Origin of the sequence: Microbacterium paludicola, assembly GCF_015235415.1 — a bacterium.
Taxonomy (GTDB): domain Bacteria; phylum Actinomycetota; class Actinomycetes; order Actinomycetales; family Microbacteriaceae; genus Microbacterium; species Microbacterium paludicola.
On sequence record NZ_JADGLL010000042.1, the window covers coordinates 1 to 25803 of the forward strand.

Genomic DNA, 25803 nt, shown 5'->3' on the forward strand with positions numbered 1-25803 from the left:
CGCCCTCGCGGAGGCGGTCAACGGTCTCTACAAGACCGAGCTGATCCGTCAGCGCGGCCCCTGGCGAACCGTCGAGCAGGTCGAGCTAGCAACCCTTGAGTACGTGTGGTGGTGGAACAATCAGCGCCTCCACGGCGAGCTCGACATGCGCACCCCGATCGAGGTCGAAGACGCGTACTACGCTGACCTGGAATCAGCCAATCCGGCACCTGCCGGACAAGGCTCCCGATAGGAACGAAAGTCAGGCCGATTCAGGGTGCACTGTTGAGCGTACTCGGCTGGGGGTAGGTAGCCGAGCGAGGAGTGCCGGCGGTGGTGGTTGTACTCGTCCTTCCAGTCGCCGATGATCACCTGTGCGTGCAGCAGCGAGTAGAAGCTGTTGATGTTGAGGCACTCGTCGCGGATCCGGCTGTTGAACGACTCGACGTACCCGTTGCGCCACGGCGAGCCCGGAGGGATGTAGGACAGGCCGGTGCGGGTGCCGGCCCAGTCGGCCATCGCTTCGCTGATGAACTCCGGCCCCGTTGTCCGACCTGAGCACCGCCGGGGCGCCCCGGGCGGCGACGAGGTCCTCGAGGTGAGCGGTGAGTCGGTCGGCGGTAATCGAGCGCTCCACGAGGCCGCCGATGCACTCCCGGGTGTGTTCGTCGACGATCGAGCAGATCTTGATCGGTCGGCCGTGCTCGTCGGCGTCGAACTGGAAGTCCACCGCCCACACCACGTTCGGCGCGTCCGCCGTCGGTGCGTCGACGGTCGAGGACCCGACGCGCTTGCGTCGACGCCGCTGCGGGACCCGGAGCCCTTCGTCACGCCACAGGCGTTGGATCTTCTTGTGGTTCACCACCCACCCCTCGGCGCGGGCGTCGTGATACGCCCGCCGATACCCGTAGCGGGGATGGCCCTTCGCCCAGGCGCGCAGCCACTCCCTGAGCGCCCGATCCGGGTCCAAGGCCGTGTCGCCCTTGAGCGGTCGCCGGTACGCGGAGCGGCTCAGCCCGACCAGACGGCACGCCATCCGTTCGCTCACCCGCAGCTTGCGCTTGAGGTGATCGACGGCGGCGCGGCGCCTGTCCGGGCTTAGAAGTTTCCCTCAGCCAGCTCCTTGAGCGCGGCCTTCTCCAGCTCCGCTTCCGCGAGCAGACGCTTCAGGGTCGCGTTCTGCTTCTCCAGCTCCTTCAGGCGCTTTGCGTCGTCGGCCTTGAGGCCGCCGTACTGGTTCCGCCACCGGTAGTACGTCTGCTCGGACACCCCGAGCTCCCGGCACACCGCCGCGACGTCCTGACCGTCGGCGAGCATCCTGTCGGCCTGCCCGAGCTTACGGACGACCTGCTCCGGGGTGTGACGCTTCCTGCTGTTCGTCATGATCTGACCAGTCTCCCTGCCCGCGACCGAGGGCAACAGGACGACCCTCATAACGACTGGACCTACGAAACGGGGTCAGCCCACAAGCATGCAGGGCAGGCGCGAGGCATATGACATAGCGCATGCCGCCGGGCGTGGTCTTTCACCCTCTCCCAGATGCGTCGCTACGGGGCCACGGGCTGATGTACTCGTTTCCTGCGACCCGACCATAAGAACTCGCATGTTGTCTGACGAGCCTGGAAAGTGGATCGCGTGGGAAGGCCACCTCTCCCGTCTTCGGGACTGCTATCGACTCGTCGCTACCTTCTCGAAGTTGACGGATTGACCGTCTGTTCGCCTCGTCATGGTGGTCCCTCGGGTGCGGGTTTTCGCCTAGGAACCAGAAGTGCCCTGCAACTTGATCTGCCGCACGGAGGTCGTCGGTGGTTCCCTCGTGGTCGGCGATCTCGGCGTCAAGACGTTCTTTGACTCCTTGGCTGTAGGTGCGGAGTTCAAGAGCAGCGATCGCGATGGCGTAGAGCAGTACCAACTCGCTCGCGTAGTGGTCGTAGTGAGGATTCGCTCCGTCGAGGTTGCGGCCATAGAGCCGTAGATCGCTGTTCGTAACAGGGTGCGCGTAGCTGGATAGGAACCTGTAGTGAACGCTGAGCCGCCCCGAATCGGCAGCGTCGATGAGTCCGTTCTCTTCGAGGTTCTCTACGAGCGCAGACCACCGGAGGTACACGAACCAGCGCGCTTCGTTTTCACTAGCGCGACGTCGTAGTTCGTCCTTCGTGAGGAAGCCATCATCCTCTTGGTCAGCAGGCTTTCCTAGGAGACCGTCGTACTCATCGATCAGGAAGTAGTAGATGCTCAGCTTTTCCTGGTTGCCGTGCTCATCGGGTGTCGAGAGTAATCCCCGCCATCGGATGGTGACGTCACCCTTCTTGGTACGGGTCCAGGTGTGGATGTTGGCAGCCCAGTCGGCGCCTGCCTCTCGTTCCCGTTGCCAGTCTTCCCATGTCTCGTCTGAGACCGAACGCATGCGCTCCACATACGTGTCGCCGAGGAAGACCAACCAGTCGAAGGCTGCGTGTTCAAGACCGCTTCGGAGCACCGTGAATGCTGGACCGTAGAGATGCCTTTCTGACAACTGGATTGCGGAGTCGAGGTATCGTCCCAAGCTCGCTACGCGATTGGCTTTGTCGCCGAACTCGACGTGGAAGGTGTCGTCTCCGAAGTCCATGTTGGAGTTGTCACGACGACCTCGCAGTCGACGCTCCAACCGGCCCCACACGGCCCGAAGCTCGGCATGCGCGTCATCAGCGGTCACGGTTCCACTCTGCCGCAGTTGCTCGCACTCGGGCGAGCTTCTCGCAGAGAGCCCTCCATCAGGCGCCGGGTGGACGGATCGCACCAACATGACACGGAGCAGATCGCGTGCTCTCGCCCCAGAAGGCTTCTGGTCCCCTTTTGGTCCCCTTATCCACAGGACAGGGGTCGAAGGCCCCCTGTTCGTCCACAGGCGACCACCGGCGAGAGCGCCGGGGGGACCAGAAGGGGACCACGGAAAACGACCCCCGGACATGACGAAGCCCAGGCGAGAAACCCACTCTCACCTGGGCTTTTACGTCGGGCTGACAGGATTTGAACCTGCGACCCCCTGACCCCCAGTCAGGTGCGCTACCAAGCTGCGCCACAGCCCGTGGCATGGATATTCAGTTGTTCTGGGCCGCTCGGGAGGGGTAAACCCCTTGACCCCCAGTCAGGTGCGCTACCAAGCTGCGCCACATCCCGATGCCCGCACTCGCGCGCGGACAACTCGACAAGTCTACCCGGTCGCGGATGCTGCCGCGAACCGGTCCCGTCGCGCGTGTCCGAGGCCCGTCCTAGGGTGGCCGCATGGCTCAGATCACGACCCGGACGGCAACGATCGCCGAGTGGGATGCGGTGCAGGCCGCGCTGACCGGCGGCGGCGACGGACGCTCGTGCCAGTGTGTATGGCCGCTCGTGCCGAACAAGGACTGGAACGCGCTGTCGGTCGACGACCGCCGCGAGATGTTGCGGGGCGAGATCGCCGCCGGCCCGCCACCGGGGCTCGTCGCCTACGTCGATGACGACGCCGCGGGATGGATCCGGATCGGACCGCGCGCGGCTCAGCACCGGGTGCTACGCAGCCGGGTGGTGCGGAGCGGATCGACCGAGCCGCTCGACGATGATTCCGTCTGGGCCGTCACCTGCTTCTCGGTGCGGAGGGAACACCGTGGTCAGGGCCTCAACGGCGCGCTGCTGGAGGCCGCCGTCGACTACGCGCGCGGCAGCGGGGCGCGGATCATCGAGGGCTACCCCATCGCCACCGACCTGACAAAGGCCTCCACCAACGCGCTCTACGTCGGCGCCTTGTCGACGTTCCTGGACGCCGGGTTCCGGGAGGTCTCCCGACCCACCGATACCCGGGTGGTCGTCGCACTCGAACTGTGACCGGGGCTACTGCTTGGTCGCGCGCTCGATGGACATGACCAGGATCACGCGATCGGCACGATCCGGCGGCGGCGTCTGGCTCGGGTTGCCGTAGCGGTTCTGCAGCCGCACGTAGAACGCGCCCTCGGGGTCGGGCACGACCTCCACGAGGCCGCCGGCGACCTCGAGGTAGCGGAACACGTTCTCGGGGTCGGTCACCGACAGCGCCATCGACGGGTTGTGCTGCAGGTTGCGGTACTTCTGGCGCTTCGTGGTGTGCGTGAAGCGGATGTGCTCGCCGTCGAACTCGAACCACATGGGCGTGACCTGCACCGTGTCGTCGGGGCGGATCGTGCCGAGGTGGCCGTACAGCGGCTGCTCGAGGAGATGGCGATAACCGGCCGGGATGATGTCGTCAACGCTGGTCATGCCTCCAGTCTGGCGTGGCTTCCCACCTCCCGGGCTCGCCTACGATGATTCGATGAGCGAAGGGGCATCCGTCCGCGTCGATGCGTGGCTGTGGGCGATCCGCGTCTACAAGACGCGCTCGGCGGCCACGACCGCCTGCCGCGCCGGGCACGTGCGCGTCAACGGATCCCACGCGAAGGCGGCCCAGATCGTGCGCCCCGGCGATGAGCTGCGGGTGCGGATCAACGGCTTCGATCGGATCCTCGTGGTGCGTCAGACGATCGCCAAGCGCGTGGGCGCCGCGGTCGCGGCGACCGCGTTCGAGGACCGCACCCCTCCCCCGCCGTCACGTGAGTTCGCGGGACTCGTCGCCGTGCGCGAGCGTGGCGCGGGCCGCCCGACAAAGCGCGAGCGCCGCGAGATCGACCGACTGCACGGCCGAGGCTGACCGCCCGCGCGCCGCGTATGTCTCCCGAAGCGGATCAGCCGAGCAACTCGAGCAGCCATCGCGCTCCGTGCACGATCGCACCGGCCTCCTCGGCACGCGCCCGCAACCCGCGATCACTCGTGACCACGGTGACGGTGCGCCCATCCTCGACCAGCGCCGCGGTCTCGGTGGCGATCGTGTCATCACCCTCGCCGGCGGCGCGCACCGTGCGGACGCCGTCGACATCCATCACGTCGCGCGCCTTCCCCTCGACGACCACGACGAATTCCGGGAACCAATGCGTCGCGCCCAGGCCCAGCGCCTCGGCGGGCACCCCGGCGGGAGCGAGGCCCGCCACGCGGGTCAGCAGCCGCTCGGTCGCACCCGCGCGGTCCTTCCACCAGCCATCGGGCACGGATCCGACGACGTTCGCCGCATCAACGACGACCACAGGATGCACATGAACCAGGTCGCGCAGCGACGTCCATGCTGCGGCGAACCCCGGATGCAGCGGGTGCTGATCGACCTGATCGATGGAGGTCCACTCAACGGCGAGACTCTCGGGATCCGTCACCGCCCCCGCGAAGTGCTCGACGACGTCCGCCACGACCGTTGTGTATGACCACACGCCGAGATCCAGCACGTGAGTGAAGCGCGGACGCACCGCGGCGCTTGGTACCCCGGCTTCCTCCGAGGCTTCCCGCAGGGCGCCGTCGATCGCCGGCTCGCCCTGGTGCAGGGCCCCGCCGGGCAGCGCCCACGTTCCACCGTGGTGGCTCCAGCCGACGCGGTGCTGCAGCAGCACGCCGCGTTCGGCGTCGAAGGCCATCAGGCCTGCCGCACCGAAGCGCCCCCAGTACCGCTCGCCCGTGTCCGCGACGACCCAGGCGTCACCCGGGTCGCGCGGGCCGTCGAACCGCGGAGGTTCGCCGGGGCGGGCAGGTTCGATGGTCACCTGACCAGACTCTCACAGCCCGCGCAATGAGGTCGGGGGCGTGACAGCGCGGACTGCCGAAGCCCCTGTGCGAGCGCGCCCCGCGCGCGAGCGTGCGCGCCCATGGCGCGCCACCTCACGCCCCTCGATGGAGCGTCAGCGACAGCGTCCGCAGCAGTGAGCGGCATCCGCGAAGCGGGTGCCCGAGCGGATGCGGCAGGCGTGAGAAAAAGAACGCGCGAGCGAAGCGAGCTAAGGCTCGCGCTCAGCGGGTACTAAGGATTACCGCTGCCGGCGTTCCCTGACCCGCATGTTGATCACGATCGGGGTTCCCTCGAAGCCGTACAGCTCGCGCAGGCGGCGCTGCACGAAGCGGCGGTAGCCCGGGTCGAGGAAGCCGGTCGTGAACAGCACGAACGTCGGCGGGCGCGTGCCGGCCTGCGTGCCGAACAGGATGCGAGGCTGCTTGCCACCGCGCAGCGGGTGGGGGTGCTCGGCGATGAGCTCCGAGAGGAACGCGTTGAACTTGCCGGTGGGGATGCGCTGATCCCACGACTCGAGGGCGGTCTCGAGCGCGGGCACGAGCTTCTCGAGGTGGCGTCCGGTCTTCGCCGAGATGTTCACGCGCGGCGCCCAGGCGACGTGCGCGAGGTCGGTCTCGATCTCGCGCTCGAGCATGCGTCGGCGGTCGCCGCCGCGGCGGTCGTCCTCGAGCAGCTCGTCCCACTTGTTGAACGCGAGCACGAGCGCCCGGCCCGATTCGAGCACGAGGTCGATGATGCGCACGTCCTGCTCGCTGATCGGCTGGCTCACGTCGAGCACGACGACCGCGACCTCGGCCTTCTCGAGCGCCGCGGAGGTGCGCAGCGACGCATAGAAGTCCGCACCCTGCTGCAGGTGAACGCGACGGCGGATGCCGGCCGTGTCGACCAGGGTCCACAGCTTGCCGCCGAGCTCGACGATCTCGTCGACCGGGTCGCGCGTGGTGCCGGCGAGCTCGTTGACGACCACGCGCTCCTCGCCCGCCGCCTTGTTCAGCAGCGACGACTTGCCCACGTTCGGGCGGCCCAGGATGGCCACGCGGCGCGGGCCGCCGATCTCGTGCTTCGCGACGGCGGAGACCTCGGGCAGCACCTTCATGACGGCGTCGAGCAGGTCGGCAACGCCGCGGCCGTGAATGGCCGAGACCGGGTGCGGCTCGCCGAGACCGAGGTTCCACAGCGCATAGGCCTCGGGCTCGTGGCGCGCGTCGTCGATCTTGTTGGCGACGAGGAACACCGGCTTGTCGGTCTTGCGGAGCAGTCGCACGACGTGCTCGTCGGTCGCGGTGGCGCCGGTCATGGCGTCGACGACGAACAGCACAACGTCGGCCAGGTCGATCGCGACCTCTGCCTGCAGCGCGACCGAGCGGTCGATGCCCTTGGCGTCGGGCTCCCAGCCGCCGGTGTCGACGAGCGAGAAGCGGCGGTCGAGCCACTCGGCCTTATAGGTGACGCGGTCGCGCGTCACGCCCGGCGTGTCCTCCACGACGGCCTCGCGGCGTCCGAGGATCCGGTTCACGAGCGCGGACTTGCCCACGTTCGGGCGTCCCACGATCGCGACCACCGGCAGCGCCGGGAGGTACTCGATGCCGTCCTCGCCGCGCTCGACGCCGGCGAGCAGCTGGGCGTCCTCGGCGTCGAGGTCGTAGTCCGCGAGTCCCTGGCGCAGGGTGGCGGCGCGGCGCTCGGCGAGCTCCTCGTCCACCTCCGCGAGGCGCTCGGCAAGGCGGTCCGGCTTGCCTTCGTATTCTTCGTCAACGGCCATGCTGGCCTCCCTCGTTCCCCGAGCGAGAGCCGCCGTCGGCGGTCCCGCTGAGCTTTCGGTCGATCACCGCGAGAACGGCGTCGATGGTCTGTTCGAAATCCAAGTCGGTGGAGTCGACGACGTCGACCCCCGGATCGGCCTGCGCCAGATCCAGCACGTGGCTGTCCGACTCGTCGCGCGCGTTGATCGCCGCCGCGACGGTGGCGGTGTCGGCGCCGAGCTCGAGCCCGCGCCGCTTCGCGCGCACCTCGGGCGATGCGGTCATCAGGATGCGCACGGGTGCGTCGGGCGCGACGACCGACGTGATGTCGCGCCCCTCGATGACGACGCCGTCGAGCCCCGACTCCCCCGCGAGCCGGCGGTAGATGGCGTTCAGGTAGGCGCGCACCTCGGGCACGCGCACAAAGCCCGCGATCGCCGCGGTCACCTCGGGCGTGCGGATCTCGCCGGTCACGTCGATTCCGCCGACGGTGACGGTGCGGTCGTCCGGGTGCAGGCCGAGCCGCAGCTCGAAGCCGCCGAGCGCGTCGATCACGGCGTCGGCGTCAGTGGTGTCGATGCCCGACTCGCGCAGGTGCCACGACAGCCCGCGGTAGCCGGCGCCGGTATCGAGGTAGCCGTAGCCGCGGCGACGGGCGACCTCCTTCGAGACGCTCGACTTGCCGGATCCGGCAGGTCCGTCGATCGCGATGATGGGGCTCTGATGCTCAGTCATGTGTCGTGCTCGCAATCCGCCATCCACGCTGCTCGAGGCCCTCGACCGCGGCCCGCAGCACGCCCGGCACCACGCTGATCTCCGCGAGGCCGAACTGCGCGCCCGGTGAGTGCTCGAGGCGCAGGTCCTCGATGTTGATGCCCAGCTCGCCGAGGTCGCCGAACAGGCGTCCCAGCTGGCCGGGGGTGTCGTCGACCATCACCACGAGAGGCTCGAAGCGACGGTGCTGGCCGTGCTTCCCCGGCAGGCGCTCGACGCCCTCGTTGCCGCGCCGGATGGTGTCGGCGAGCGTCCGGCGGGACCCTGCCGCGTCCGGGTGGCGCAGGGCCTCGGCGAACGACGACAGGTCGGCGGCGAGCGCATCGAGCACATCCACCACGGGCGCGGCGTTGGCGCCGAGGATCTGCACCCACAGCTCGGGAGCCGAATGGGCGATGCGCGTGGTGTCGCGCACCCCCTGTCCCGCGAGACGCAGCGACTCGTCGGGGGCGTCGGTGAACCGGCTCGCCAGGAGGCTCGCCACGACCTGAGGCACGTGCGAGACGAGGGCCACGGAGCGGTCGTGCTCCTCGGGCGTCATCTCGATCGGCATCGCGCCGAGGTCGAGCGCCAGGTCCTCGACGAGGGCGAGATCGGCGGCGGGGGTCTCGCCGTCGCGGCAGACCACCCAGGGCCGCCCCGTGAAGATGTCGGCGCGTGCCGAGATGGCGCCGCCGCGCTCGCGGCCGGCCATCGGATGCGAGCCGATGTAGTGAGTGAGGTCGACGCCGCGGGAGCGCAGCTCCTCGAGCGGTCCGAGCTTGACCGATGCGACATCCGTCACGACGGCGCCGGGGAAGCGCCCGAGCTCGCGCTCGACCACGTCGGCGGTCACATCCGGCGGCACCGCCACGACGATCAGGCGGGGCGCGTCGCCCTCGGCCTCCGCGCGTCCGGCGCCGTAGTCGATCGCGAGGCGCAGCTGCGTGGGAGACGTGTCGGTCAGGATGACATCGACGCCGTGGGCACGCAGAGCGTGGCCGATCGAGGCGCCGAGCAGGCCGGCGCCGACGATCCGCACCGGGCCGGTGGTGCGGCGGACGCGGCCGGGAACCAGCGGATCGCGCGCAGGCACGACAGTGTCGCTCACGAGTTCTCCGGCTTCTCTCTCGAAGGGGGCGCCTCCCCCGACGGATCGGCGGACGCTTCGGCGTCGGATCCGCGGCGCGAGAGAGTCAGCAACGCGCCGCGCTCCACTTTAGTCAACTCGCGCGCGCGGCCCACTGGGAGGGTTCCCAGGTGCAGCGGGCCGAACTGGCGCCGCACGAGCTCGACGACAGGGTGCCCGACGGCGGCCATCATCCGGCGCACGATCCGGTTGCGTCCCGAGTGCAGCGTGAGCTCCACGAGGCTCGATCCGCCCGAAGTGTCGAGCAGCCGCGCCTTGTCGGCCGCGATGGGCCCGTCCTCGAGCTCGATCCCCCGCGTCAGGGTCGCGATCGTCTGCGGGGTGACGGTGCCCTCGACCTTCGCGATGTACACCTTGGTCACGCCGAACGACGGGTGGGCGAGCACCTGGGCGAGCTCGCCGTCGTTGGTCAGCACGAGCAGGCCCGACGTGTCGTAGTCGAGGCGCCCGACGTTGAACAGGCGCTCCTCCCAGTCGGTCGTGAAGGCGCGCAGGTCGGTCCGCCCGCGGTCGTCCTTCATCGAGCTGATGACGCCGGTCGGCTTGTTGAGCATCACGTAGCGCTTGCCCGCATCGAGCTGCACGGCGGTGCCGTCGACGTCGACGAGGTCGTTCTCCGGGTCGATCCGCGAACCGAGCTCGGTCACGACCTGTCCGTTGACGCGCACGCGCCCCTCGACGATCAGCTGCTCGGACACGCGCCGCGAAGCCACGCCCGCGTTCGCGAGCACCTTCTGCAGGCGCACTCCTTCGGCCTCTTCACTCATGCGATCACGTCCTCAAATCCGTCTGATCCGTCATCCAGCAGCGGGGAGATCGGCGGCAGCTCGTCGAGCGAGTTGATCCCCAGCTGCTGCAGCAGCAGGTCGGTGGTGCCATACAGGATGGCGCCGGTCTCCGGATGCGTCGCCACCTCGGTGATGAGACCGCGCGCGAGCAGGGTGCGCACCACGGAGTCGACGTTCACCGCGCGGATGGAGGCCACCTGCGAGCGCGTCACGGGCTGCTTGTAGGCGATCACCGCGAGGGTCTCGAGCGCCGCCTGCGACAGTCGCGCCGGCGCCTGTCCGCCGACGAAGCCGGCCACCATGTCGTCGTACTCGGCGCGCACGTAGAACCGCCAGCCGCCACCGACCTCGCGCAGCTCGAAGCCGCGCTCAGGGGTGCCGGCCCGCCCGTCGTAGTCGTCGACGAGCGCGGCGAGCGCCTTGCGCACAGCAGGGACCGGGGCGCCCACGGCGGTCGCCAGCGAGACGACACTGAGCGGCTCGTCGGCGATCATCAGGATCGCCTCGAGCCGCTGCGCGATGCCGCCGGGGAACTCCGCCGGCTCCTCCGCGGCCTGCTCGACAGGCTCGAGCACGGGCTCGGCCGGCTCCGTGGTCTCGGTCGTCGTCTCATCGGTCATAGTCGGCCCCCAGGGTCGCCAGCGTCTCGTCGGACCAGTGATCCGCGGTCCAGGTCAGGGTGAGCTCGCCGAGCGGCTCGAGCTGCTCGAAGCTGATCGCGGCGTGCCGGTACAGCTCCAGCACCGAGATGAACCGCGCCACCACGATGCCGGCCTCGGACACGCCCGACACGAGCTCCCGGAACGTCAGCCGCTCCGAGCTGCGCAGCAGCGTCACGACGACCGCCGCCTGCTCGCGGATGCTGACGAGCGGGGCGTGCAGGTGGTCGAGACCCACGCGAGGGATCTCCCGCGGCGCGAACGCGAGCATCGCGATCGCGGCGAAGTCATCCGGTGTCAGCGTCCACACCAGCTCCGGCGTCTTCGCGCGGTACTTCGGATCGAGCGGGACGCTGCGCGTGTGCCGGCGGTCCTCGCCCTGCAGCCCCGCGGCGAACCAGGCCGAGACCTCCTTGAACGCGCGGTACTGCAGCAGCCGGGCGAACAGCAGATCGCGCGCCTCGAGCAGCGCGACGGATTCGGCGTCGACGAGCTCGCCCTGCGGCAGGAGCCCCGCCACCTTCATGTCGAGCAGGGTCGCCGCGACCACCAGGAACTCGGACGCCTGATCCAGCTCCTCGTCGGGCCCGAGATCGCGGAGGTAGGCGATGAACTCGTCGGTGACCTTCGACAGCGCGACCTCGGTGATGTCCATCTCGCGCTGCGAGATGAGGTTCAGCAGCAGGTCGAACGGGCCGTCGAAGTTCGTCAGCGAGACACGGAACCCCGTCTCCGGGGCGTCCGCGGCGGGATCCGGCGCGGCGGTCTGGGGCTCCGCGTCAGGCGACGGCGCCACGGGACACAAGCTCCCGCGCCAGGCGCAGGTAGGCCTGGGCGGCCGGGTGCTGAGGCGCGAACTCGGTGATCGGCATCCCCGACACGGAGGCGTCCGGGAACTTCACGGTGCGGCCGATGACGGTCTCGAGCACGTCGTCGCCGAAGGCCTCGACGATCCGCTCGAGCACCTCGCGCGAGTGGAGAGTGCGCGGGTCGTACATGGTGGCGAGCAGGCCGTCCAGCTGGATGGACGGGTTCAGCCGGTCGCGGACTTTTCCGATGGTCTCGATCAGGAGGGCCACGCCGCGCAGCGCGAAGAACTCGCACTCCATCGGGATCAGGACGCCGTGGGCGGCGGTGAGCGCGTTGATCGTGAGCAGACCCAGCGACGGCTGGCAGTCGACGAGGATGACGTCGTACTCGGGCGCGACCTTGCGCAGCACGAGCGAGAGGATCTGCTCGCGCGCGACCTCGTTGACGAGGTGCACCTCGGCCGCCGACAGGTCGATGTTGGCGGGGATGACATCGAGGCCCTCGGTCGCCGTGGGCACGATCGCCTCGTGCGGGTCGCGCTTGGTGTCGAGCAGCAGGTCGTAGATCGTGGGCACGTCGTGGGCCTGCACGCCGAGGCCGACCGTCAGGGCGCCCTGCGGGTCGAAGTCGACCGCGAGCACCTTGCGGCCGTACGACGCGAGCGCCGCAGCAAGGCTGATGGTGGTCGTCGTCTTGCCGACGCCGCCCTTCTGGTTGCACAGCGCGATGATGCGCGCCGGGCCGTGCCGGTCGAGCTTCTCCGGCGTCGGGAACCCGTGATACGGCCGCCCGGTCTCTCCCAGGATGACGTCATCCTGCTTCTTCGCCCGGGTCTTGTTGTCCGCCACCGATACTCCCGCCTTAGACATGCTTGGTCGATTGTAGCGATGCCCGCCCGTCCGGCCCGTGACCGGCCCCGGCGATCCGGCATCCGGGCGCTCGCCGGGAGGGCTCAGCGGGCCCGCGGGTGGCTGGTGACGTACACGTCGCGCAGCGTGTCGACCGTGACGTGCGTGTAGATCTGCGTCGTGGCCACCGACGAGTGACCGAGCAGCTCCTGCACGACGCGCACGTCGGCGCCGCCCTGCAGCAGGTGCGTGGCGAACGAGTGCCGCAGCGTGTGCGGCGACACGTGCGCGGTGAGCTGGGCCTTCTCGGCCGCGGCCTGGATCACGAGCCACGCACTCTGGCGCGACAGCGGCGCGCCACGCGCGCCGAGGAACAGCTTGGGGCTCGCTTTCCCCCGCGTCGCGAGATCCGGGCGCACACGGGTGAGGTACGCGTCGACCGCGGCCCGCGCGAACGAGCCGACGGGCACGATCCGCTCCTTGTCGCCCTTGCCGCGAAGGCGCAGGATCTCCCCCGTCGCGAGGTCGTCGACGTCCAGCTGCACCGCCTCCGAGACGCGGGCGCCCGTCGCGTACAGCAGTTCGAGCAGCGCACGGTCCCGGATCCCGATCGGATCCTCCGCCGAGGGCGCGGCCAGCAGCCGCTCGACCTGCTCCACCGTCAGCGCCTTCGGCAGGCGCCGCGCCTGCTTCGGCGGCCGCAGCCGCTGCGAGGGATCGGCATCCGCGATCCCCTCGCGTGCGAGGAAGCGGTGAAGCCCGCGCACCGACGACTGCAGTCTCGCGAGCGACGACGCCGCGGGAGGCGGATCGACCGAGGCACGCTCGGCCGCGAACTCCGCGACGATCGCCGGGGTGACGTCGGCGGTGTCCGCGATCCCGCGCGCCCCCAGCCAGTCGAGGTAGCCGGCGAGGTCGCGCCGGTAGGCGGCGACGGTGTGGTCGGACAGGCCGCGCTCGATCGTGACGTGACGCAGGTAGGCGTCGACCGCGCGATCCAGCTTCATGAGCAGGCGAGCCGCATCAGCGCCTCACTCCGAGGCGCTCGCCTGCCGACGCAGCTTCTCGGCGGCGAGCAGCACGCCGAGCATCATGGCGCCGTTGGCGACCCGCCCGCCGAGCACGGCGGTGACTGCCTCCTCGATCGGCACCCAGGCGATCCGGATGTCCGCCTCCTCGCCGTCGCGCGCGAACACCTCCGGGGCGGCCGACAGGCCGGTGGCGAGATAGATGTGGATGATCTCGTCGCTGCCGCCGGGGGTCGGCGCCATGCGCGCGAGCTTCTCCCAGTGCTCCGCCGCGAGGTCGACCTCCTCGGCGAGCTCGCGCTTGGCCGTGTCGAGCGGATCCTCGCCCTCGATGTCGAGCAGGCCGGCCGGGATCTCCCAGTCGCGCATCCGGATCGGGTGGCGGTACTGCTGGATCAGCAGGACGCGCTCCTGGTCGTCGATCGCGACGACCGCGACCGCGCCCGTGTGGTCGACGTAGTGCCGGATCAGCTCGTGGTCGTTGTAGAGGAAGCGGTCCTCGCGGACGTCCCACACGCGCCCGTCGAAGACGGTGCGCGAGTCGCGCACGTCGACCTCGAAGGGCTCGTCGTGGAGATCCAGGGCGGTCTCGATCGCGGAGTCGGCCACGTCAGGCGGTCTCCACCTCGAACAGCTCGCTCGCGCGGTGGCGGTCGACAGCCGCGCCGACGAGGCCGCGGAACAGGGGGTGCGGCTCGGTGGGACGCGAGCGCAGCTCGGGGTGCGCCTGCGTGGCGACGTAGTACGGGTGCACGTCGCGCGGCAGCTCGATGAACTCGACGAGGTTCAGGTCGGGGTTGATCCCCGAGAACACGAGGCCCGCGTCGGCGATCTGCTGGCGGTAGGCGTTGTTGACCTCGTAGCGGTGGCGGTGCCGCTCGTGCACCTCCGTCGCCCCGTACACCTCGGCGATGATCGAGCCCTCGTCGAGCTTCGCCGGGTAGAGACCGAGACGCATGGTGCCGCCGAGGTCGCCGCCGGCAAGGATGTCGACCTGCTCCGCCATGGTGGCGATGACCGGGGCCGGCGTCTCGGGGTCGAACTCGCTCGACGACGCGTCCTCGATGCCGGCGACGTGGCGCGCGTACTCGATGACCATGCACTGAAGGCCGAGGCAGAGGCCGAGGGCGGGGATGCCCTGCTCGCGGGCGAAGCGCAGCGCGCCGAGCTTGCCCTCGATGCCCCGGATGCCGAAGCCGCCGGGAACGCAGATCGCGTCGACGTCGGACAGCTGCTTGGCGGCGCCCTCGGGCGTCTCGCACTTGTCGGACGGGATCCAGCGGATGTTGACCTTGACCTCGTGCGCGAAGCCGCCGGCTTTGAGCGCCTCGGTGACCGACAGGTAGGCATCCGGCAGGTCGATGTACTTGCCGACGAGCCCGACCGTGACCTCGAGCTTCGGGTTGTGCACCGCCTGCAGCACGGTGTTCCAGCGGGTCCAGTCGACCTCGCCGGACTTCTCGCCCAGGCCGAGGCGGCGGACGATGTACGAGTCGAGGCCCTGCTCGTTGAGGGTCGACGGGATGTCGTAGATGCTCGGCAGGTCGACGGTGTTGATCACGCCCTCGATGTCGACGTCGCACATCAGGGCGATCTTGTTGCGGTTCGACTCGCTCACGGGGCGGTCGCTGCGCAGGACGAGCGCGTCGGGCTGGATGCCGACCTGGCGGAGCGCGGCGACGGAGTGCTGGGTGGGCTTCGTCTTCTGCTCGCCCGAGGCCCCCATGAACGGCACGAGCGAGACGTGCACGAAGAAAACGTTGTCGCGGCCGAGCTCGTGACGCAGCTGGCGCGCCGCCTCGAGGAACGGCTGCGACTCGATGTCGCCGACGGTGCCGCCGACCTCGGTGATGATGACGTCGGGCTGGGGGTCGGCCTGCGACTGCAGACGCATGCGGCGCTTGATCTCGTCGGTGATGTGCGGGATGACCTGCACGGTGTCGCCGAGGTACTCGCCGCGGCGCTCCTTGGCGATGACCTCCGAGTAGATCTGGCCCGTGGTGACGTTCGCGGCCTGGCTCAGGTTCACGCCGAGGAAGCGCTCGTAGTGGCCGATGTCGAGGTCGGTCTCGGCGCCGTCGTCGGTGACGAACACCTCGCCGTGCTGGAACGGGTTCATGGTGCCCGGATCGACGTTCAGATACGGGTCGAGCTTCTGCATCACGACGTGCAGACCGCGGGCCGTCAGCAGATTGCCGAGGCTCGCCGCGGTGAGTCCCTTGCCGAGCGAGGAGACCACACCACCCGTCACGAAGATCTGCTTGGTGGTGGTCTCGGATCCCGCGCCAGGTGTCTGCATCACGGGCTTCGATCCTAACAGTCGTTGCTCCGAACGGGCCGAGCGGCGCGTCGTCCGGTCCCGCACCGCGGGATGCGGATCATCCTGCCACGCGTGCCGCGCGCGTCGCGACAAGCGACCACCCGGCGGCCGCCACGGCGGCGAGCACGCACACGACAAGCACCGCAAATGCGGGTTCGTCTCCCGACCAGTCTCCGGTCGTCCAGACGAAGACCGGAAGCGTCGCCGCGGCGGCCGCAGGCGCCACCCAGCGGGCAACGTCGCGGAGCACTCCCGGCCGCAGCCGCGAGCCGCGGATGATGCCGACCGCGCCGGCGGCGAGCGCGAGCAGGCTCAGCGCGACCGTCGCCGCGGGCGGGACGTCGCGCCACGCGTTCCACAGCCACGCGCCCGCCCGGTCCGGCTCCTCGAGCGCTCCCTCGTCGAACGTGAGGCGCAGGCCGAGGTCGTCCCCGTCGTCATCCGGTTCGGGCGTGAGGACATACGAGAAAGTGTCGCCGTCGCGGACGACGCGATCCGGCTCCCTCAGTTCGAAGTCCCATCCCTGTCGGTACGCGAGCGCGTCGACCGCGGTCGCGGCGTCGGCGAGCTCGGCGGGAACCGTGAGGGTCACGCCCACCCGCTCCACCTGGACGCGGGTGTCCATATCGAACTCGAGCAGCCCCTCCCACCCGAAGGTCCATCGTGCGTTCAGCGCGGTCCAGCGGATCTCGTCGTGCCATTCGCCTCCGGAGGCCGACGTGATGACCGGATCCTCGAGGCGGTAGGAGATCGCGACGTCGTGCTCGCCCTCCAGGGCATCGGGCATCGTCGTCTGCAGCAGCGCCTTGCCCTCGAGCCGGCTGGTGACGAACTCCACCGGCTCGCCGTCGACGGTCACGGAGGTCACCACCAAGCCGGTGTTGACCCCCTCGGCGCGGTCGGTCCACTGCCGCATCACCTGCGGCACGCGGCTGGTGCTGCCGGAGATGCTCACGGCGAGACGCTCCTCGACCGCCAGCGTGAAGCCGCCGTCCGCGTCCCGCTCGAGCACGCCGTCCGCGTCGAACTCCCGCACGAACATCCCGTAGCTGCCTGGCACGTCGCCGCGGAAGACGGCGTCCTCCTCGGGACGCACGGTCGGCGACGGCACGAGGTTGGCGAGCGCGAACGCCGCGACGATCAGCAGCACCGCTCCCGCGCGCAGGGCGATCCGGCCTCCGCCGAGCAGCGCCGGGTCGCGGGCTACCGTGCGGTCGACGCCCGCGTCATCCATCGCGCGCCGCACGATCGCCGCCGCGCGGCGCGGCGGCGCGAACATCACCGCGTACGGAAGCAGCGGGTCGCGAAGCGTCGCGCGTTCGGCGACGAGGGTCTTCTCGGCGAAGAGCCGGATGCCGAGCAGGTGCTCACGGGCGAACGTCCCGCGCCGCGTCAGGGGGCGGGCGGTGTAGGCGATGGCGAGCACCGCGAGCCCGAGCGCCGTCGTGAGGGCGACGACCGCGACGGGCCACCAGTAGACGCTGAGCGGGAACTGGTGCGACAGCTGCCGCGCGAGCCCGAGCTGCAGCACGGGCAGCGCCAGCGATGCGCCGGCGAAGTTGTCGCGCACGAACCCGGCCGGCACCCGGCGCAGTCCGCGCCGGAACGTGTCACGCCAGGCGGGCGCCCCGAGGTACTCGCGCCACGCATGCGGCCAGTTTCCGACCCGCCCCGTGCGGTGAAGCTCGCGGACGAGGGCCCGCCGAGCGGCGCCGCGGCGCGCGCCGGTGTCCCCCTCCGGGCGTTCGCGCCTCCTGCGCCGCCACAGCCGCGAGAGCCCCTTCGCCTTTGGCTGGGCGGGGCCGGTGGTGAGTGTCTCCTGGTAGTCGGCGAGCGCGCGCACGAGCGGCGCGGTGCCGACCGCGCGCCACAGCCGTGCGGCCACGGTGGCCGGGAGATCGGGATCCGGCTGCGACTGCGGCACGAACCACGCCCGCCCACGCGCGTCGCCCCACGCGACCGCGCGCGCCGCGAGCGCGAGCAGCAGCACGAGCGCCGCAGCCAGCAGCGGAACGAACGGCCCCACGACCATGACCCAGTACAGGATGGGCGGCGCGGGCATCGCGAACGTGCCGGGATCGAAGTGCATCCGGAACCAGTACGCGCTGTGCGGCGGCAGGTTCTGGTCGGTGACCACCTCGTACGTGATCGTCTCGGGGGTCTCGCTGTCGGCGGTGAGCTCGACGCTGCTGCTCACGAGCAGCCACGAGAGCCCGGCGCGAGGATCGCGGGCGAACGCGTCGACGAGGTCGCGCGGCACCGTGACGGAGACGGTCGTCGACCCCGATCCGTGGCTCCAGTCGGGGCCGAAGGCGTCCCACTCGAGCTCGTCCGTCCATTTGCGCGTCGACTCGTCGAACGCGGCGTGCGCGACGTCCTGCAGCGTGTAGCGCAGGACGAGGTCGTGATCGCCCTCGAGCCGCTCCCCCGCGTCGACGAAGAACTCCGTGCGCGTGCCGCGTTCGCGGACCTCTGGCTCGATGCTGACCCCGTCGAACTCGGCCGACACGAGCGTGGGACGCACGTCGTGCCCCTCGTACTGCCCGGCGATCACCCGCTCGATGCCCGACTCGTCCGCACCGTCGGGGAAGACGGCGGTGATGCGCTCCTCGACCTCCATCCGCAGCCGTCCGTCGGCATCGCGGACAAGCGTGTAGTCGGCCTCGAAGGAGCGCGCGATCCAGGTCTCGTCGCTCGTCCCGGCCGCCTCGATGTAGTCGTCGAAACCCATCGGCTCGTTGATGACGGGGCCGACCAGCAGCAGGATCCCCACCGCCGCGACCACGGACCAGACCGCACGCGCGGCGAGCCGCGTCCCCCGCGATCCACGCGCCCGGGATCGCGCCTCGATCCGCAGCAGAGCCGCCGACAGCCACCGGTACAGCGGCGTCTGCCTCCGCGGTGGGACGGGGACGGCGTCGTCCGGTCGCACGTCGTCAGCGGCCGGATGGTGCTCGGTCATGCCCGAACGGAGCCGAGCTCAAGCAGCTCGCGCGCGTGGGTGAGGGCCGCGTCCGAGTCGGTGAGCCCCGACAGCAGCCGGGCCATCTCGGCCTCCCGCTCGGCACCATCAAGCCGCGTGACGCTCGACGACGTGACGGATCCGTCGTTCGCCTTGACCACGCTGAGATGGTTGCTCGCGAATGCCGCGACCTGGGCGAGGTGCGTCACGGCGATCACCTGCGAGGTCTCGGCGAGCCGCGCCAGGCGCCGACCCACCTCGATGGCGGCGGCACCGCCGATGCCCGCGTCGACCTCGTCGAAGACGAACGTCGGCACCGGATCGGTCTGCGAGATCACGACCTCGATCGCGAGCATCACGCGGCTGAGCTCACCGCCCGACGCGCCCTTCGACACGGGGCGTGGCTCCGCGCCGGGGTGCGGGGCGAGCAGCAGCGCCACCTCGTCGCGGCCGTGCGTCGACTCGGCGCCGGGCGAGACCTCGACCTGAAGGCGGGCGTCGGGCATGGCGAGCGCGTGGAGCTCCTCGGTCACCGCCTCCGACAGCCGCGCCGCCGCCTGGGTGCGCGCGGCGGTCAGCGCGTCGGCACGGGCATCCAGGATCTCCCGCGCCTCGGCGAGCTGGCCGCGCAGGCGCTCGACCCTGTCGCCGTCGTCATCCAGCTCGGCAAGCCGCGCCGATCCGTTCTCGAGCAGGGCGATCGCCGCGTCGAGCGATCCGTGTGCGCGAACGAGACCGTTCAGGATGGAGCGGCGCTCCTCCACGGCCGCGAGCTCGGCCGGGCCCGTCTCGTCGAGGTCGGCGAGGAATCCCGAGAGCTCCACGGCGATGTCGGCCGCGCGGTAGCCGAGGTCGGCGAGCTGCTCGCCGAGGCCTGCGAGGGCCGGATCCGCCACCCGCTCGAGGGCGCGGCGCGCGTCGGCGAGAAGGGTGGAGACATCCACTCCGCCCTCCTCGCTCGAGAGCGACTCTCGGGCGAGGGCCGCGGCGGCCCGCAGCTCCTCGGAGTTCGCGAGGCGCTCGGCGCGCTCGGCGAGCGCGACATCCTCCCCGGGTTCGGGCGCTGCCTGCTCGATCTCGGCGAGCGTGGTGCGCAGGGCCTCCGCCTCGGCGGCCCGGGCATCGCGATCCGTGACGAGCCCGGTGAGCTCGCGATCGAGGGCGCGCCAGGTGTCGTATGCCTCGCGGTACGCGGCGAGCGCATCGCGCACCGCATCGCCGGCGAACCGGTCGAGGGCATCCCGCTGAGCCGCGGCCGTCTTCAGCCGCAGCTGATCCGACTGTCCGTGCACGACCACCAGGGCGTCGGCGAGATCGGCGAGCACTCCCGCGGGGGCCGCGCGTCCGCCGACGCTCGCGCGACTGCGTCCCTCCGCGGCGAGCGTGCGGGAGAGGTAGAGCTCGGCGCGGCCCCCGCCGATGGGCTCGAGGTCGCCGCCGGCCTCGCGGACGCGCTCGGCGACCGGCCCGTCCTCGGGCACGATCCAGACGCCCTCGACCGACGCCTGCGGCGCCCCGGCGCGCACCGCGCCGGAGTCGGCGCGCTGGCCGAGCAGCAGCCCGAGCCCCGTGACGACCATCGTCTTGCCGGCGCCGGTCTCGCCCGTGATCGCGGTGAACCCGGGCCCCATGGGCAGGCTCGCCTCGCTGATCACGCCCAGGTCCTTCAGGCGCATCTCCTCGATCATGCGCTCACTCCGTCGCCTCCGGCAGGGCCGTGGGCACGTCCGGGATCGTGTCGATCGCGCCGGTTCCGGCGGGCTCGCTCGGTCCGCGCCATCCGGCGACAGGCAGCTTGAACTTGCGCACGAGCCGGTCGGTGAAGGCCGCGGGATGCAGGCGCGCGAGCCGCACGGGGTTCGGCGAGCGGCGCACGGACACGCGCGCGCCGGGAGGGAGCGGATGCGAGCGGCGCCCGTCGCACCACAGCACAGCCGATGCGCCGGCCCCGCCCTCGAGCACCTCGACCGCGATCGCATGCTCCGGCCCGACGACGAGCGGCCGCGCGAACAGCGCGTGGGCCGACAGCGGCACGACGGCGATCGCCTGCACGGTCGGCCAGATCACCGGGCCGCCGGCCGAGAAGTTGTACGCGGTCGAGCCGGTCGGCGTCGCGATCACGACGCCGTCGGCGCCGAAGGTCGACAGCGGACGCTTGTCGATCTCCATGACGACCTCGATCATCTTCTCGCGACTGTCCTTCTCGACCGTCGCCTCGTTCAGCGCCCAGGTCTCGTACACGACGCGCCCCGAGCGATCCTTCACCCGCACCTCGAGCGCGAGACGCTCCTCCACGCCGTAGTCGCCGGCGATCGCGCGATGCACCGCGGAATCCATCGCGTCGCGCTCGATCTCGGCGAGGAACCCGACGTGTCCCATGTTGATGCCCAGGACGGGCGCGGTGCTCTCGCGCACCAGCTCGGCGGCACGCAGGATGGTCCCATCGCCGCCGAGGACGATCGCGAGATCGATGTCGGCGAGCGGCACGTCCCTCCCCAGCACCGCCACGTCGGCGAGCACGGGAGCCAGGGCCGACAGCTCGACGCGGTCCTCGTGCGCGAGCACCGGCACGGCGCCCGAGGCCCGCAGCAGCCCGGTCACGCGCACCGCCGCCTCGACGGTGTCCTCGCGATGGGCGTGCGCGACGACCAGGATCTTCCGCTCGCTCATCGGCCTCCGTCGCTGTCCGTCGGGTTGCGCGTCATCCCGCGCAGCACCGCTCGATCGTGGTCTTCCATTCTGTCGGATCCGTCCCTCGCCCCGGGGCGATGTGGATGAGCGTCTCCACATTCCCGTGCGTCCCGTGGATCGGTGAAGGAAGGACGCCCAGCGTGCCGAGTCCGAGATCCCTCGCCGTGAACAGCACCTCGAGGACGGCGTCGGCCCGCAGGCCAACGTCCGTCACCACTCCCCCGCCGATCTTCGACCGGCCCACCTCGAACTGCGGCTTCACCAGCAGGATGACGTCGGCATCGCGCGATGCGACCTGCGCGACGGCGGGCAGCACCTGGGTGAGGGAGATGAAGGAGAGATCGCCGGTGATCACGGATGGCGCCGCGTCGACGCCGCTCGCGGCGGCAAGCGACTCCGCGGTCATGTAGCGGACGTTGTATCCCTCGACCGACCGCACGCCGCCGTCGATCGCGACCGATGGCGCGAGCTGGCCGTGGCCGACGTCCACGGCGATCACCGGGTCGGCGCCGCGCTCGCGAAGCACCTGCGTGAAGCCGCCGGTGGATGCTCCCATGTCGAGCGCGACGCTGCCCGCGACCTCGATGCCGAAGCCGTCGAGCGCGCCGATCAGCTTGTGCGCGCCGCGGCTGACGTAGTGGTCTGACTCTGTGACCGCGATGTCGGTCGCATCGTCCACCTTGATGGACGCCTTCCCGGCTACGCGGCCGGCAACCTGCACCCGGCCCTCCTCGATCAGGTTCGCGGCGTGCGTCCGCGAGCGCGCGAGGCCGCGCGCCGCGAGCGCAGCATCCAGCCGCTGCGTCATGCGCCGGGAGCCGGCTCCGGCGGCGCCTGATCGAGTCGGCGGGCGAGCTCGTCGTGCAGGCTCGCGTACGCGGCCGCCCGGGCGGCGAGCGGCTGCCCCTCGATGATCCGCACGCGGCTCACGAGGCCCTCGGCGCCGTCGTTGTCTTCGCTCACGCGATCCAGGTTACGTGTCGCGCTCGCGCTCAGGAGCGTGCCGCGCGGAACGGGTCGGCGTACAGCCGCTCCGGCACACGGAACCCGAAGATCTGACGCCCCGTGTCCCAGATCGCCTTGGCGGCGGCGCGCAGCAGGTCGATGGGCTCGCCCTCCGCGACGATCTGGACATCGGCGCCGTCGATGCGGACCGCCGCGTCGCGCACCCACACGGTGTCGCCCTTCACCCGCGCGGCGGGGTACGGCTCGAAGAGCTGGCGCAGGTCGCTCACGATGTACGTCGGCCGGCTGTCAACCGGGGCCGCCAGCACGTGCTTCGGCCGGTCGATGCCGGTCAGGACCAGCACCGACGGCACGCCCGCGCGATTCGCGCCGAGGATGTCCGTGTCGAGCCGGTCGCCGATGAACAGGGGCGATGTCGCGCCGAAGCGCGCGACCGCCTCATGGAAGATCGGCGCCTCGGGCTTACCCGCGACGGTCGCGAGGCGTCCGACGGCCGTGTGGACGGCCGAGACGAGCGTGCCGTTTCCCGGCGCGATGCCGCGGGCCTGCGGGATCGTCCAGTCGGTGTTGGTGGCGATCCACGGGATGCCGCCCTCGTCCTCGGGAAGCTGCAGGGCGAATGCCGCCTCGGCGAGCTGGGTCCAGGAGACGTCGGGCGCGAAGCCCTGCACCACGGCCGCGGGGCCGTCCTCCGCGCTGCGCGTGACGACGAAGCCGGCCTTCTCGACCTCGACGACGAGCCCCTCGCCGCCGACGACGAGCACCGTCGACCCGGGCGCGACCTTCTGCGCCAGCAGTCGCATCGCCGCCTGCGGGCTGGTCACGACCTCGTCGGGCCGCGTGTGAAGCCCGAGCTCGACGAGGTGAGCCGCGACGGTCGCATCTGTGCGCGACGCGTTGTTTGTGATGTAGCCGAGGCGCCGTCCTTCGGCCGCCGCGCGGTTCAGGCTCTCGACCGCGTGCGGAAGCGCGCCCGGGCCCGCGTAGACGACGCCATCGAGATCTGCCAGCACCACGTCCACGCCGTCGAGCGGCGTGCGCTGCGGCGCGCGCTTAGAAAAGAGCGCCATCGGGCCGTGCCTGTCCGTCGTCACCGCGCTTCTTCTCGCCGGAGGTGTCATCCTCTGCATCAGCCTCAGCCTCAGCCTCAGCCTCGGGCTCGGGCTCGGGCTCGGGTTCGGGTTCGACCGCAGCTTCGGCCTCGAGCTCCGGCTCGGCCTCGGGAGCCTCGTCGATCTCGGCCAGGATCTCCGCGACCTCGTCCTCGACCGTGAACTCGTCCTCGGCGGGCTCATCCTCGGCGGGCTCATCCTCGGCGGGCTCATCCTCGGCGGGATCCTCGACAGGGGCGTCGTCCTCCTCCGCGTCCTCGAGAGACGACTCGGCCGCAGCCTGCTCGTCCGCGTCCTCGTCGAGGGCCTCGTCCGGCAGCTCCTCCGTGTCGGCGTCGTCGATCTCGATGACGTCGAACTCGTCCTCGTCCAGCGTGTGGCCGAGCGCATCGGCGGCGATCTCCGCGCGGCGGTGCCATTCGGCAGCCTCGTCGGCAAGTCCGAGGTCCTCGAGAACGGTGGCGCGCGCGGCGAACAGCCCCGGGCTCCACTCGAACGCGCGGTCGGGGTCGAGCTCCGGGATGTCGAGCTCGACGAGCGCAAGCTGGGTGTCGCCGAGGTCGAGGCGCGCTCCCGACATCGCGATGGCGAGCTCCACACGCACGGCGGTGGGCAGCGCGGCCCGGTCGACCGCACGTCCCTCCTCGAGGGCGCGCTCGGGCCGGCCGAGACCGCGCTCGCTGTCGACGATGAGCGCGATCAGGTTATCCCTGCCGGTGATCCGGCGGTGAGTGCGCAGCTCGCGCAGAGCGAGCGCGAAGTCACCGACCGTGTAGGCCGTGATCGCGAGCGTCTCGCGGGCGACCGCGACGCGGCCGGCGTGACGCACCGCTGCCTGGGCGTGCTCGTGAGCGAGCGCGGGATCCTCATCCAGCGTCCGCGCCGCCATCGCGAGGTGACGGGCGACGCGCTCGGCGTTCTCCTTGCTCAGGGTCTTCAGCTCATTGCGGGCCGCACTGGGAAGGTCGCGCGGAGTGAGCTCCTCCGGCAGTTCCGGATCCGGGATCCGCACATGCTCCGGCGGACGCGAGTTCGAACGCTCACGCCCATCGTCGCGGCGGTCGAATCGACGGTCGCCGTCTCGCTGCGGACGGTCACCATAGGAACGGCGCTCACCATCGCGCTGAGGGCGGTCACCGTACGAACGAGGGCGGTCACCATCGCGCTGCGGGCGGTCACCGTAGGAACGGCGCTCGCCGTCACGTTGCGGACGGTCACCATAGGAACGACGCTCACCATCACGCTGGGGCCGGTCACCATAGGAACGGCGCTCGCCGTCACGTTGCGGACGGTCACCATAGGAACGGCGCTCACCGTCACGCTGGGGCCGGTCGCCGTACGAACGGGGACGATCTCCATCGCGCTGCGGACGGTCGCCATAGGAACGGGAACGATCACCATCGCGCTGAGGGCGGTCACCGTAGGAGCGCGGCTTGTCTCCGTCGCGCGAGTAACGGGGGCGGTCACCATCGCGCTGAGGGCGGTCACCATACGAACGAGGGCGGTCGCCATCGCGCTGCGGGCGGTCGCCGTACGAACGGCGCTCGCCGTCTCGCTGCGGACGGTCGCCGTACGAACGGGGACGATCACCATCCCGCTGCGGGCGGTCACCATACGAGCGCGGCTTGTCGCCATCGCGCGAGTAACGGGGCCGATCACCGTCACGCTGCGGGCGATCACCGTACGAACGACGCTCGCCATCGCGCTGCGGGCGATCACCGTACGAACGACGCTCGCCATCGCGCTGCGGGCGATCACCGTACGAACGACGCTCGCCATCGCGCTGCGGACGGTCACCGTACGAGCGGGGACGATCACCGTCACGCTGCGGACGGTCACCGTACGAGCGGGGACGATCGCCATCGCGCTGCGGGCGATCTCCGTACGAACGGGGACGATCGCCATCGCGCTGGGGCCGGTCGCCGTACGAGCGGGGCTTGTCGCCATCCCGCGAGTAACGGGGGCGGTCGCGATCACGCTGCGGGCGATCACCATACGAACGACGCTCACCGTCGCGCTGCGGACGGTCGCCATACGAGCGCGGCCTGTCGCCATCGCGCGAGTAACGCGGACGATCGCCGTCACGCTGGGGACGGTCGCCGTTACCACGAGGGCGGTCGCCGTCGCGACGCGGGCCGTGCCCGCCCTGTCCGGAGGAGCCACGGTTGTCGCGGCGCTCGTCCCGTCCTCGGTCCGGTCGGTCGTCGTCAGCCATGTTCACTCCTCTAGAGATACCCGTATAAATGCAGAAGGGCCACCCGTCGTTGGGTGGCCCTTCTGTTCACGTGAAGTCCGGCGGTGTCCTACTCTCCCACAGGGTCCCCCCTGCAGTACCATCGGCGCTGAGAGGCTTAGCTTCC

24 protein-coding genes, 1 tRNA gene, 1 rRNA gene and 1 pseudogene are annotated in these 25803 nt (G+C 70.7%); 3 read left to right on the forward strand and 24 right to left on the reverse strand.

Going from position 1 to position 25803, the window contains the following annotated elements; all coding sequences use genetic code 11:
- A partial coding sequence (locus IR155_RS16030) for an IS3 family transposase (RefSeq protein ID WP_228067189.1) occupies positions 1 to 232 on the forward strand: 232 nt, incomplete at its 5' end.
- On the opposite strand, the pseudogene IR155_RS13120 reads toward IR155_RS16030, so the two are convergent.
- The 3 genes and pseudogenes from IR155_RS13120 to IR155_RS13130 all read right to left on the reverse strand — a co-directional run bounded on the left by IR155_RS13120 (position 178) and on the right by IR155_RS13130 (position 3047).
- Positions 178 to 1362 (reverse strand): annotated as a pseudogene (locus tag IR155_RS13120) (IS3 family transposase). The gene IR155_RS16030 and the pseudogene IR155_RS13120 overlap by 55 nt on opposite strands.
- A gap of 142 nt (positions 1363 to 1504) precedes the next feature.
- Positions 1505 to 2674 (reverse strand): hypothetical protein, encoded by a 1170-nt coding sequence (locus IR155_RS13125; protein WP_135115271.1) that lies wholly within the window; start codon positions 2672 to 2674, stop codon positions 1505 to 1507.
- A gap of 299 nt (positions 2675 to 2973) precedes the next feature.
- Positions 2974 to 3047, reverse strand: a tRNA-Pro gene (locus tag IR155_RS13130).
- Positions 3048 to 3243: 196 nt separating this feature from the next.
- Here IR155_RS13130 and IR155_RS13135 point away from each other — a divergent pair.
- A complete protein-coding gene (locus IR155_RS13135; protein ID WP_135115272.1) occupies positions 3244 to 3822 on the forward strand; it encodes a GNAT family N-acetyltransferase in 579 nt (192 codons plus the stop codon).
- A 6-nt stretch (positions 3823 to 3828) separates the two neighbouring features.
- Here the strand turns inward: IR155_RS13135 and IR155_RS13140 are convergent, their stop codons facing one another.
- Entirely contained in the window at positions 3829 to 4230 is a 402-nt protein-coding gene (locus IR155_RS13140; RefSeq protein WP_135115273.1) for a PPOX class F420-dependent oxidoreductase, read from the reverse strand.
- Positions 4231 to 4282: 52 nt separating this feature from the next.
- On the opposite strand from IR155_RS13140, the gene IR155_RS13145 reads away from it, so the two are divergent.
- Complete coding sequence (locus tag IR155_RS13145; RefSeq protein WP_135115274.1) at positions 4283 to 4657, forward strand: RNA-binding S4 domain-containing protein; 375 nt, start codon at positions 4283 to 4285, stop codon at positions 4655 to 4657.
- A 34-nt stretch (positions 4658 to 4691) separates the two neighbouring features.
- On the opposite strand, the gene IR155_RS13150 is transcribed toward IR155_RS13145, so the two are convergent.
- From IR155_RS13150 to rrf, 20 genes are all read right to left on the reverse strand, one after another.
- Positions 4692 to 5591 carry an NUDIX domain-containing protein gene (locus tag IR155_RS13150; RefSeq protein ID WP_135115275.1) on the reverse strand — a complete coding sequence of 300 codons (900 nt, stop codon included), beginning with the start codon at positions 5589 to 5591 and terminating at the stop codon, positions 4692 to 4694.
- Positions 5592 to 5852: 261 nt separating this feature from the next.
- Positions 5853 to 7376, reverse strand: coding sequence for a ribosome biogenesis GTPase Der (gene der, locus IR155_RS13155; RefSeq protein ID WP_135115276.1), 1524 nt, complete (start codon positions 7374 to 7376; stop codon positions 5853 to 5855).
- Positions 7366 to 8091 carry a (d)CMP kinase gene (gene cmk / locus IR155_RS13160; protein ID WP_135115277.1) on the reverse strand — a complete coding sequence of 242 codons (726 nt, stop codon included), beginning with the start codon at positions 8089 to 8091 and terminating at the stop codon, positions 7366 to 7368. Before cmk ends, der begins: the two co-directional genes overlap by 11 nt.
- A complete protein-coding gene (locus IR155_RS13165; protein WP_233441208.1) occupies positions 8084 to 9220 on the reverse strand; it encodes a prephenate dehydrogenase in 1137 nt (378 codons plus the stop codon). The genes cmk and IR155_RS13165 overlap by 8 nt, the downstream gene beginning before the upstream one ends.
- Positions 9217 to 10026, reverse strand: coding sequence for a pseudouridine synthase (locus IR155_RS13170; RefSeq protein WP_135115278.1), 810 nt, complete (start codon positions 10024 to 10026; stop codon positions 9217 to 9219). Before IR155_RS13170 ends, IR155_RS13165 begins: the two co-directional genes overlap by 4 nt.
- On the reverse strand, positions 10023 to 10667 hold the full coding sequence (gene scpB / locus IR155_RS13175; RefSeq protein ID WP_135115279.1) for an SMC-Scp complex subunit ScpB: 645 nt from the start codon (positions 10665 to 10667) through the stop codon (positions 10023 to 10025). Before scpB ends, IR155_RS13170 begins: the two co-directional genes overlap by 4 nt.
- Positions 10657 to 11502: a segregation and condensation protein A gene (locus tag IR155_RS13180; protein ID WP_135115280.1), complete on the reverse strand. Its 846-nt coding sequence runs from the start codon at positions 11500 to 11502 to the stop codon at positions 10657 to 10659. The genes scpB and IR155_RS13180 overlap by 11 nt, the downstream gene beginning before the upstream one ends.
- Positions 11486 to 12385, reverse strand: a complete 900-nt coding sequence (locus IR155_RS13185) for a ParA family protein (protein ID WP_167760795.1) — start codon at positions 12383 to 12385, stop codon at positions 11486 to 11488. Before IR155_RS13185 ends, IR155_RS13180 begins: the two co-directional genes overlap by 17 nt.
- A gap of 83 nt (positions 12386 to 12468) precedes the next feature.
- Entirely contained in the window at positions 12469 to 13371 is a 903-nt protein-coding gene (gene xerD / locus IR155_RS13190) for a site-specific tyrosine recombinase XerD (RefSeq protein ID WP_135115281.1), read from the reverse strand.
- Positions 13372 to 13395: 24 nt separating this feature from the next.
- On the reverse strand, positions 13396 to 14001 hold the full coding sequence (locus IR155_RS13195) for an NUDIX domain-containing protein (protein WP_233441209.1): 606 nt from the start codon (positions 13999 to 14001) through the stop codon (positions 13396 to 13398).
- A 1-nt stretch (position 14002) separates the two neighbouring features.
- On the reverse strand, positions 14003 to 15691 hold the full coding sequence (locus IR155_RS13200) for a CTP synthase (RefSeq protein WP_135115291.1): 1689 nt from the start codon (positions 15689 to 15691) through the stop codon (positions 14003 to 14005).
- A 79-nt stretch (positions 15692 to 15770) separates the two neighbouring features.
- Entirely contained in the window at positions 15771 to 18674 is a 2904-nt protein-coding gene (locus IR155_RS13205; RefSeq protein WP_135115282.1) for a DUF2207 domain-containing protein, read from the reverse strand.
- Entirely contained in the window at positions 18671 to 20362 is a 1692-nt protein-coding gene (gene recN / locus IR155_RS13210; RefSeq protein WP_135115283.1) for a DNA repair protein RecN, read from the reverse strand. The genes IR155_RS13205 and recN overlap by 4 nt, the downstream gene beginning before the upstream one ends.
- A gap of 4 nt (positions 20363 to 20366) precedes the next feature.
- Positions 20367 to 21344, reverse strand: a complete 978-nt coding sequence (locus IR155_RS13215) for an NAD kinase (protein ID WP_135115284.1) — start codon at positions 21342 to 21344, stop codon at positions 20367 to 20369.
- A 31-nt stretch (positions 21345 to 21375) separates the two neighbouring features.
- Entirely contained in the window at positions 21376 to 22173 is a 798-nt protein-coding gene (locus tag IR155_RS13220) for a TlyA family RNA methyltransferase (protein ID WP_135115285.1), read from the reverse strand.
- Entirely contained in the window at positions 22170 to 22328 is a 159-nt protein-coding gene (locus tag IR155_RS13225; RefSeq protein WP_167760796.1) for a hypothetical protein, read from the reverse strand. The genes IR155_RS13220 and IR155_RS13225 overlap by 4 nt, the downstream gene beginning before the upstream one ends.
- 29 nt (positions 22329 to 22357) lie before the next feature.
- Entirely contained in the window at positions 22358 to 23401 is a 1044-nt protein-coding gene (locus tag IR155_RS13230) for an HAD-IIA family hydrolase (RefSeq protein ID WP_135115292.1), read from the reverse strand.
- Positions 23385 to 24455: a hypothetical protein gene (locus IR155_RS13235; protein ID WP_135115286.1), complete on the reverse strand. Its 1071-nt coding sequence runs from the start codon at positions 24453 to 24455 to the stop codon at positions 23385 to 23387. The genes IR155_RS13230 and IR155_RS13235 overlap by 17 nt, the downstream gene beginning before the upstream one ends.
- Positions 24380 to 25348 carry a hypothetical protein gene (locus tag IR155_RS16450; RefSeq protein WP_457920467.1) on the reverse strand — a complete coding sequence of 323 codons (969 nt, stop codon included), beginning with the start codon at positions 25346 to 25348 and terminating at the stop codon, positions 24380 to 24382. The genes IR155_RS13235 and IR155_RS16450 overlap by 76 nt, the downstream gene beginning before the upstream one ends.
- 385 nt (positions 25349 to 25733) lie before the next feature.
- Positions 25734 to 25803, reverse strand: a 5S ribosomal RNA gene (gene rrf, locus IR155_RS16455); the annotation flags it as partial.

What these genes read in the sequence shown, in the direction of transcription:
- IR155_RS13170 (WP_135115278.1), bottom strand. Translation starts at nt 10,026, where the DNA reads ATGAGTGAAGAGGCCGAAGGAGTGCGCCTGCAGAAGGTGCTCGCGAAC.
- IR155_RS13140 (WP_135115273.1), bottom strand. Translation starts at nt 4,230, where the DNA reads ATGACCAGCGTTGACGACATCATCCCGGCCGGTTATCGCCATCTCCTC.
- xerD (WP_135115281.1), bottom strand. Translation starts at nt 13,371, where the DNA reads ATGAAGCTGGATCGCGCGGTCGACGCCTACCTGCGTCACGTCACGATC.
- IR155_RS13200 (WP_135115291.1), bottom strand. Translation starts at nt 15,691, where the DNA reads ATGCAGACACCTGGCGCGGGATCCGAGACCACCACCAAGCAGATCTTC.
- IR155_RS16450 (WP_457920467.1), bottom strand. Translation starts at nt 25,348, where the DNA reads ATGGCGATCGTCCCCGTTCGTACGGAGATCGCCCGCAGCGCGATGGCG.
- IR155_RS13215 (WP_135115284.1), bottom strand. Translation starts at nt 21,344, where the DNA reads ATGAGCGAGCGGAAGATCCTGGTCGTCGCGCACGCCCATCGCGAGGAC.
- scpB (WP_135115279.1), bottom strand. Translation starts at nt 10,667, where the DNA reads ATGACCGATGAGACGACGACCGAGACCACGGAGCCGGCCGAGCCCGTG.
- IR155_RS13205 (WP_135115282.1), bottom strand. Translation starts at nt 18,674, where the DNA reads ATGACCGAGCACCATCCGGCCGCTGACGACGTGCGACCGGACGACGCC.
- recN (WP_135115283.1), bottom strand. Translation starts at nt 20,362, where the DNA reads ATGATCGAGGAGATGCGCCTGAAGGACCTGGGCGTGATCAGCGAGGCG.
- IR155_RS13230 (WP_135115292.1), bottom strand. Translation starts at nt 23,401, where the DNA reads ATGGCGCTCTTTTCTAAGCGCGCGCCGCAGCGCACGCCGCTCGACGGC.
- der (WP_135115276.1), bottom strand. Translation starts at nt 7,376, where the DNA reads ATGGCCGTTGACGAAGAATACGAAGGCAAGCCGGACCGCCTTGCCGAG.
- cmk (WP_135115277.1), bottom strand. Translation starts at nt 8,091, where the DNA reads ATGACTGAGCATCAGAGCCCCATCATCGCGATCGACGGACCTGCCGGA.
- IR155_RS13185 (WP_167760795.1), bottom strand. Translation starts at nt 12,385, where the DNA reads ATGTCTAAGGCGGGAGTATCGGTGGCGGACAACAAGACCCGGGCGAAG.
- IR155_RS13135 (WP_135115272.1), top strand. Translation starts at nt 3,244, where the DNA reads ATGGCTCAGATCACGACCCGGACGGCAACGATCGCCGAGTGGGATGCG.
- IR155_RS13220 (WP_135115285.1), bottom strand. Translation starts at nt 22,173, where the DNA reads ATGACGCAGCGGCTGGATGCTGCGCTCGCGGCGCGCGGCCTCGCGCGC.
- IR155_RS13145 (WP_135115274.1), top strand. Translation starts at nt 4,283, where the DNA reads ATGAGCGAAGGGGCATCCGTCCGCGTCGATGCGTGGCTGTGGGCGATC.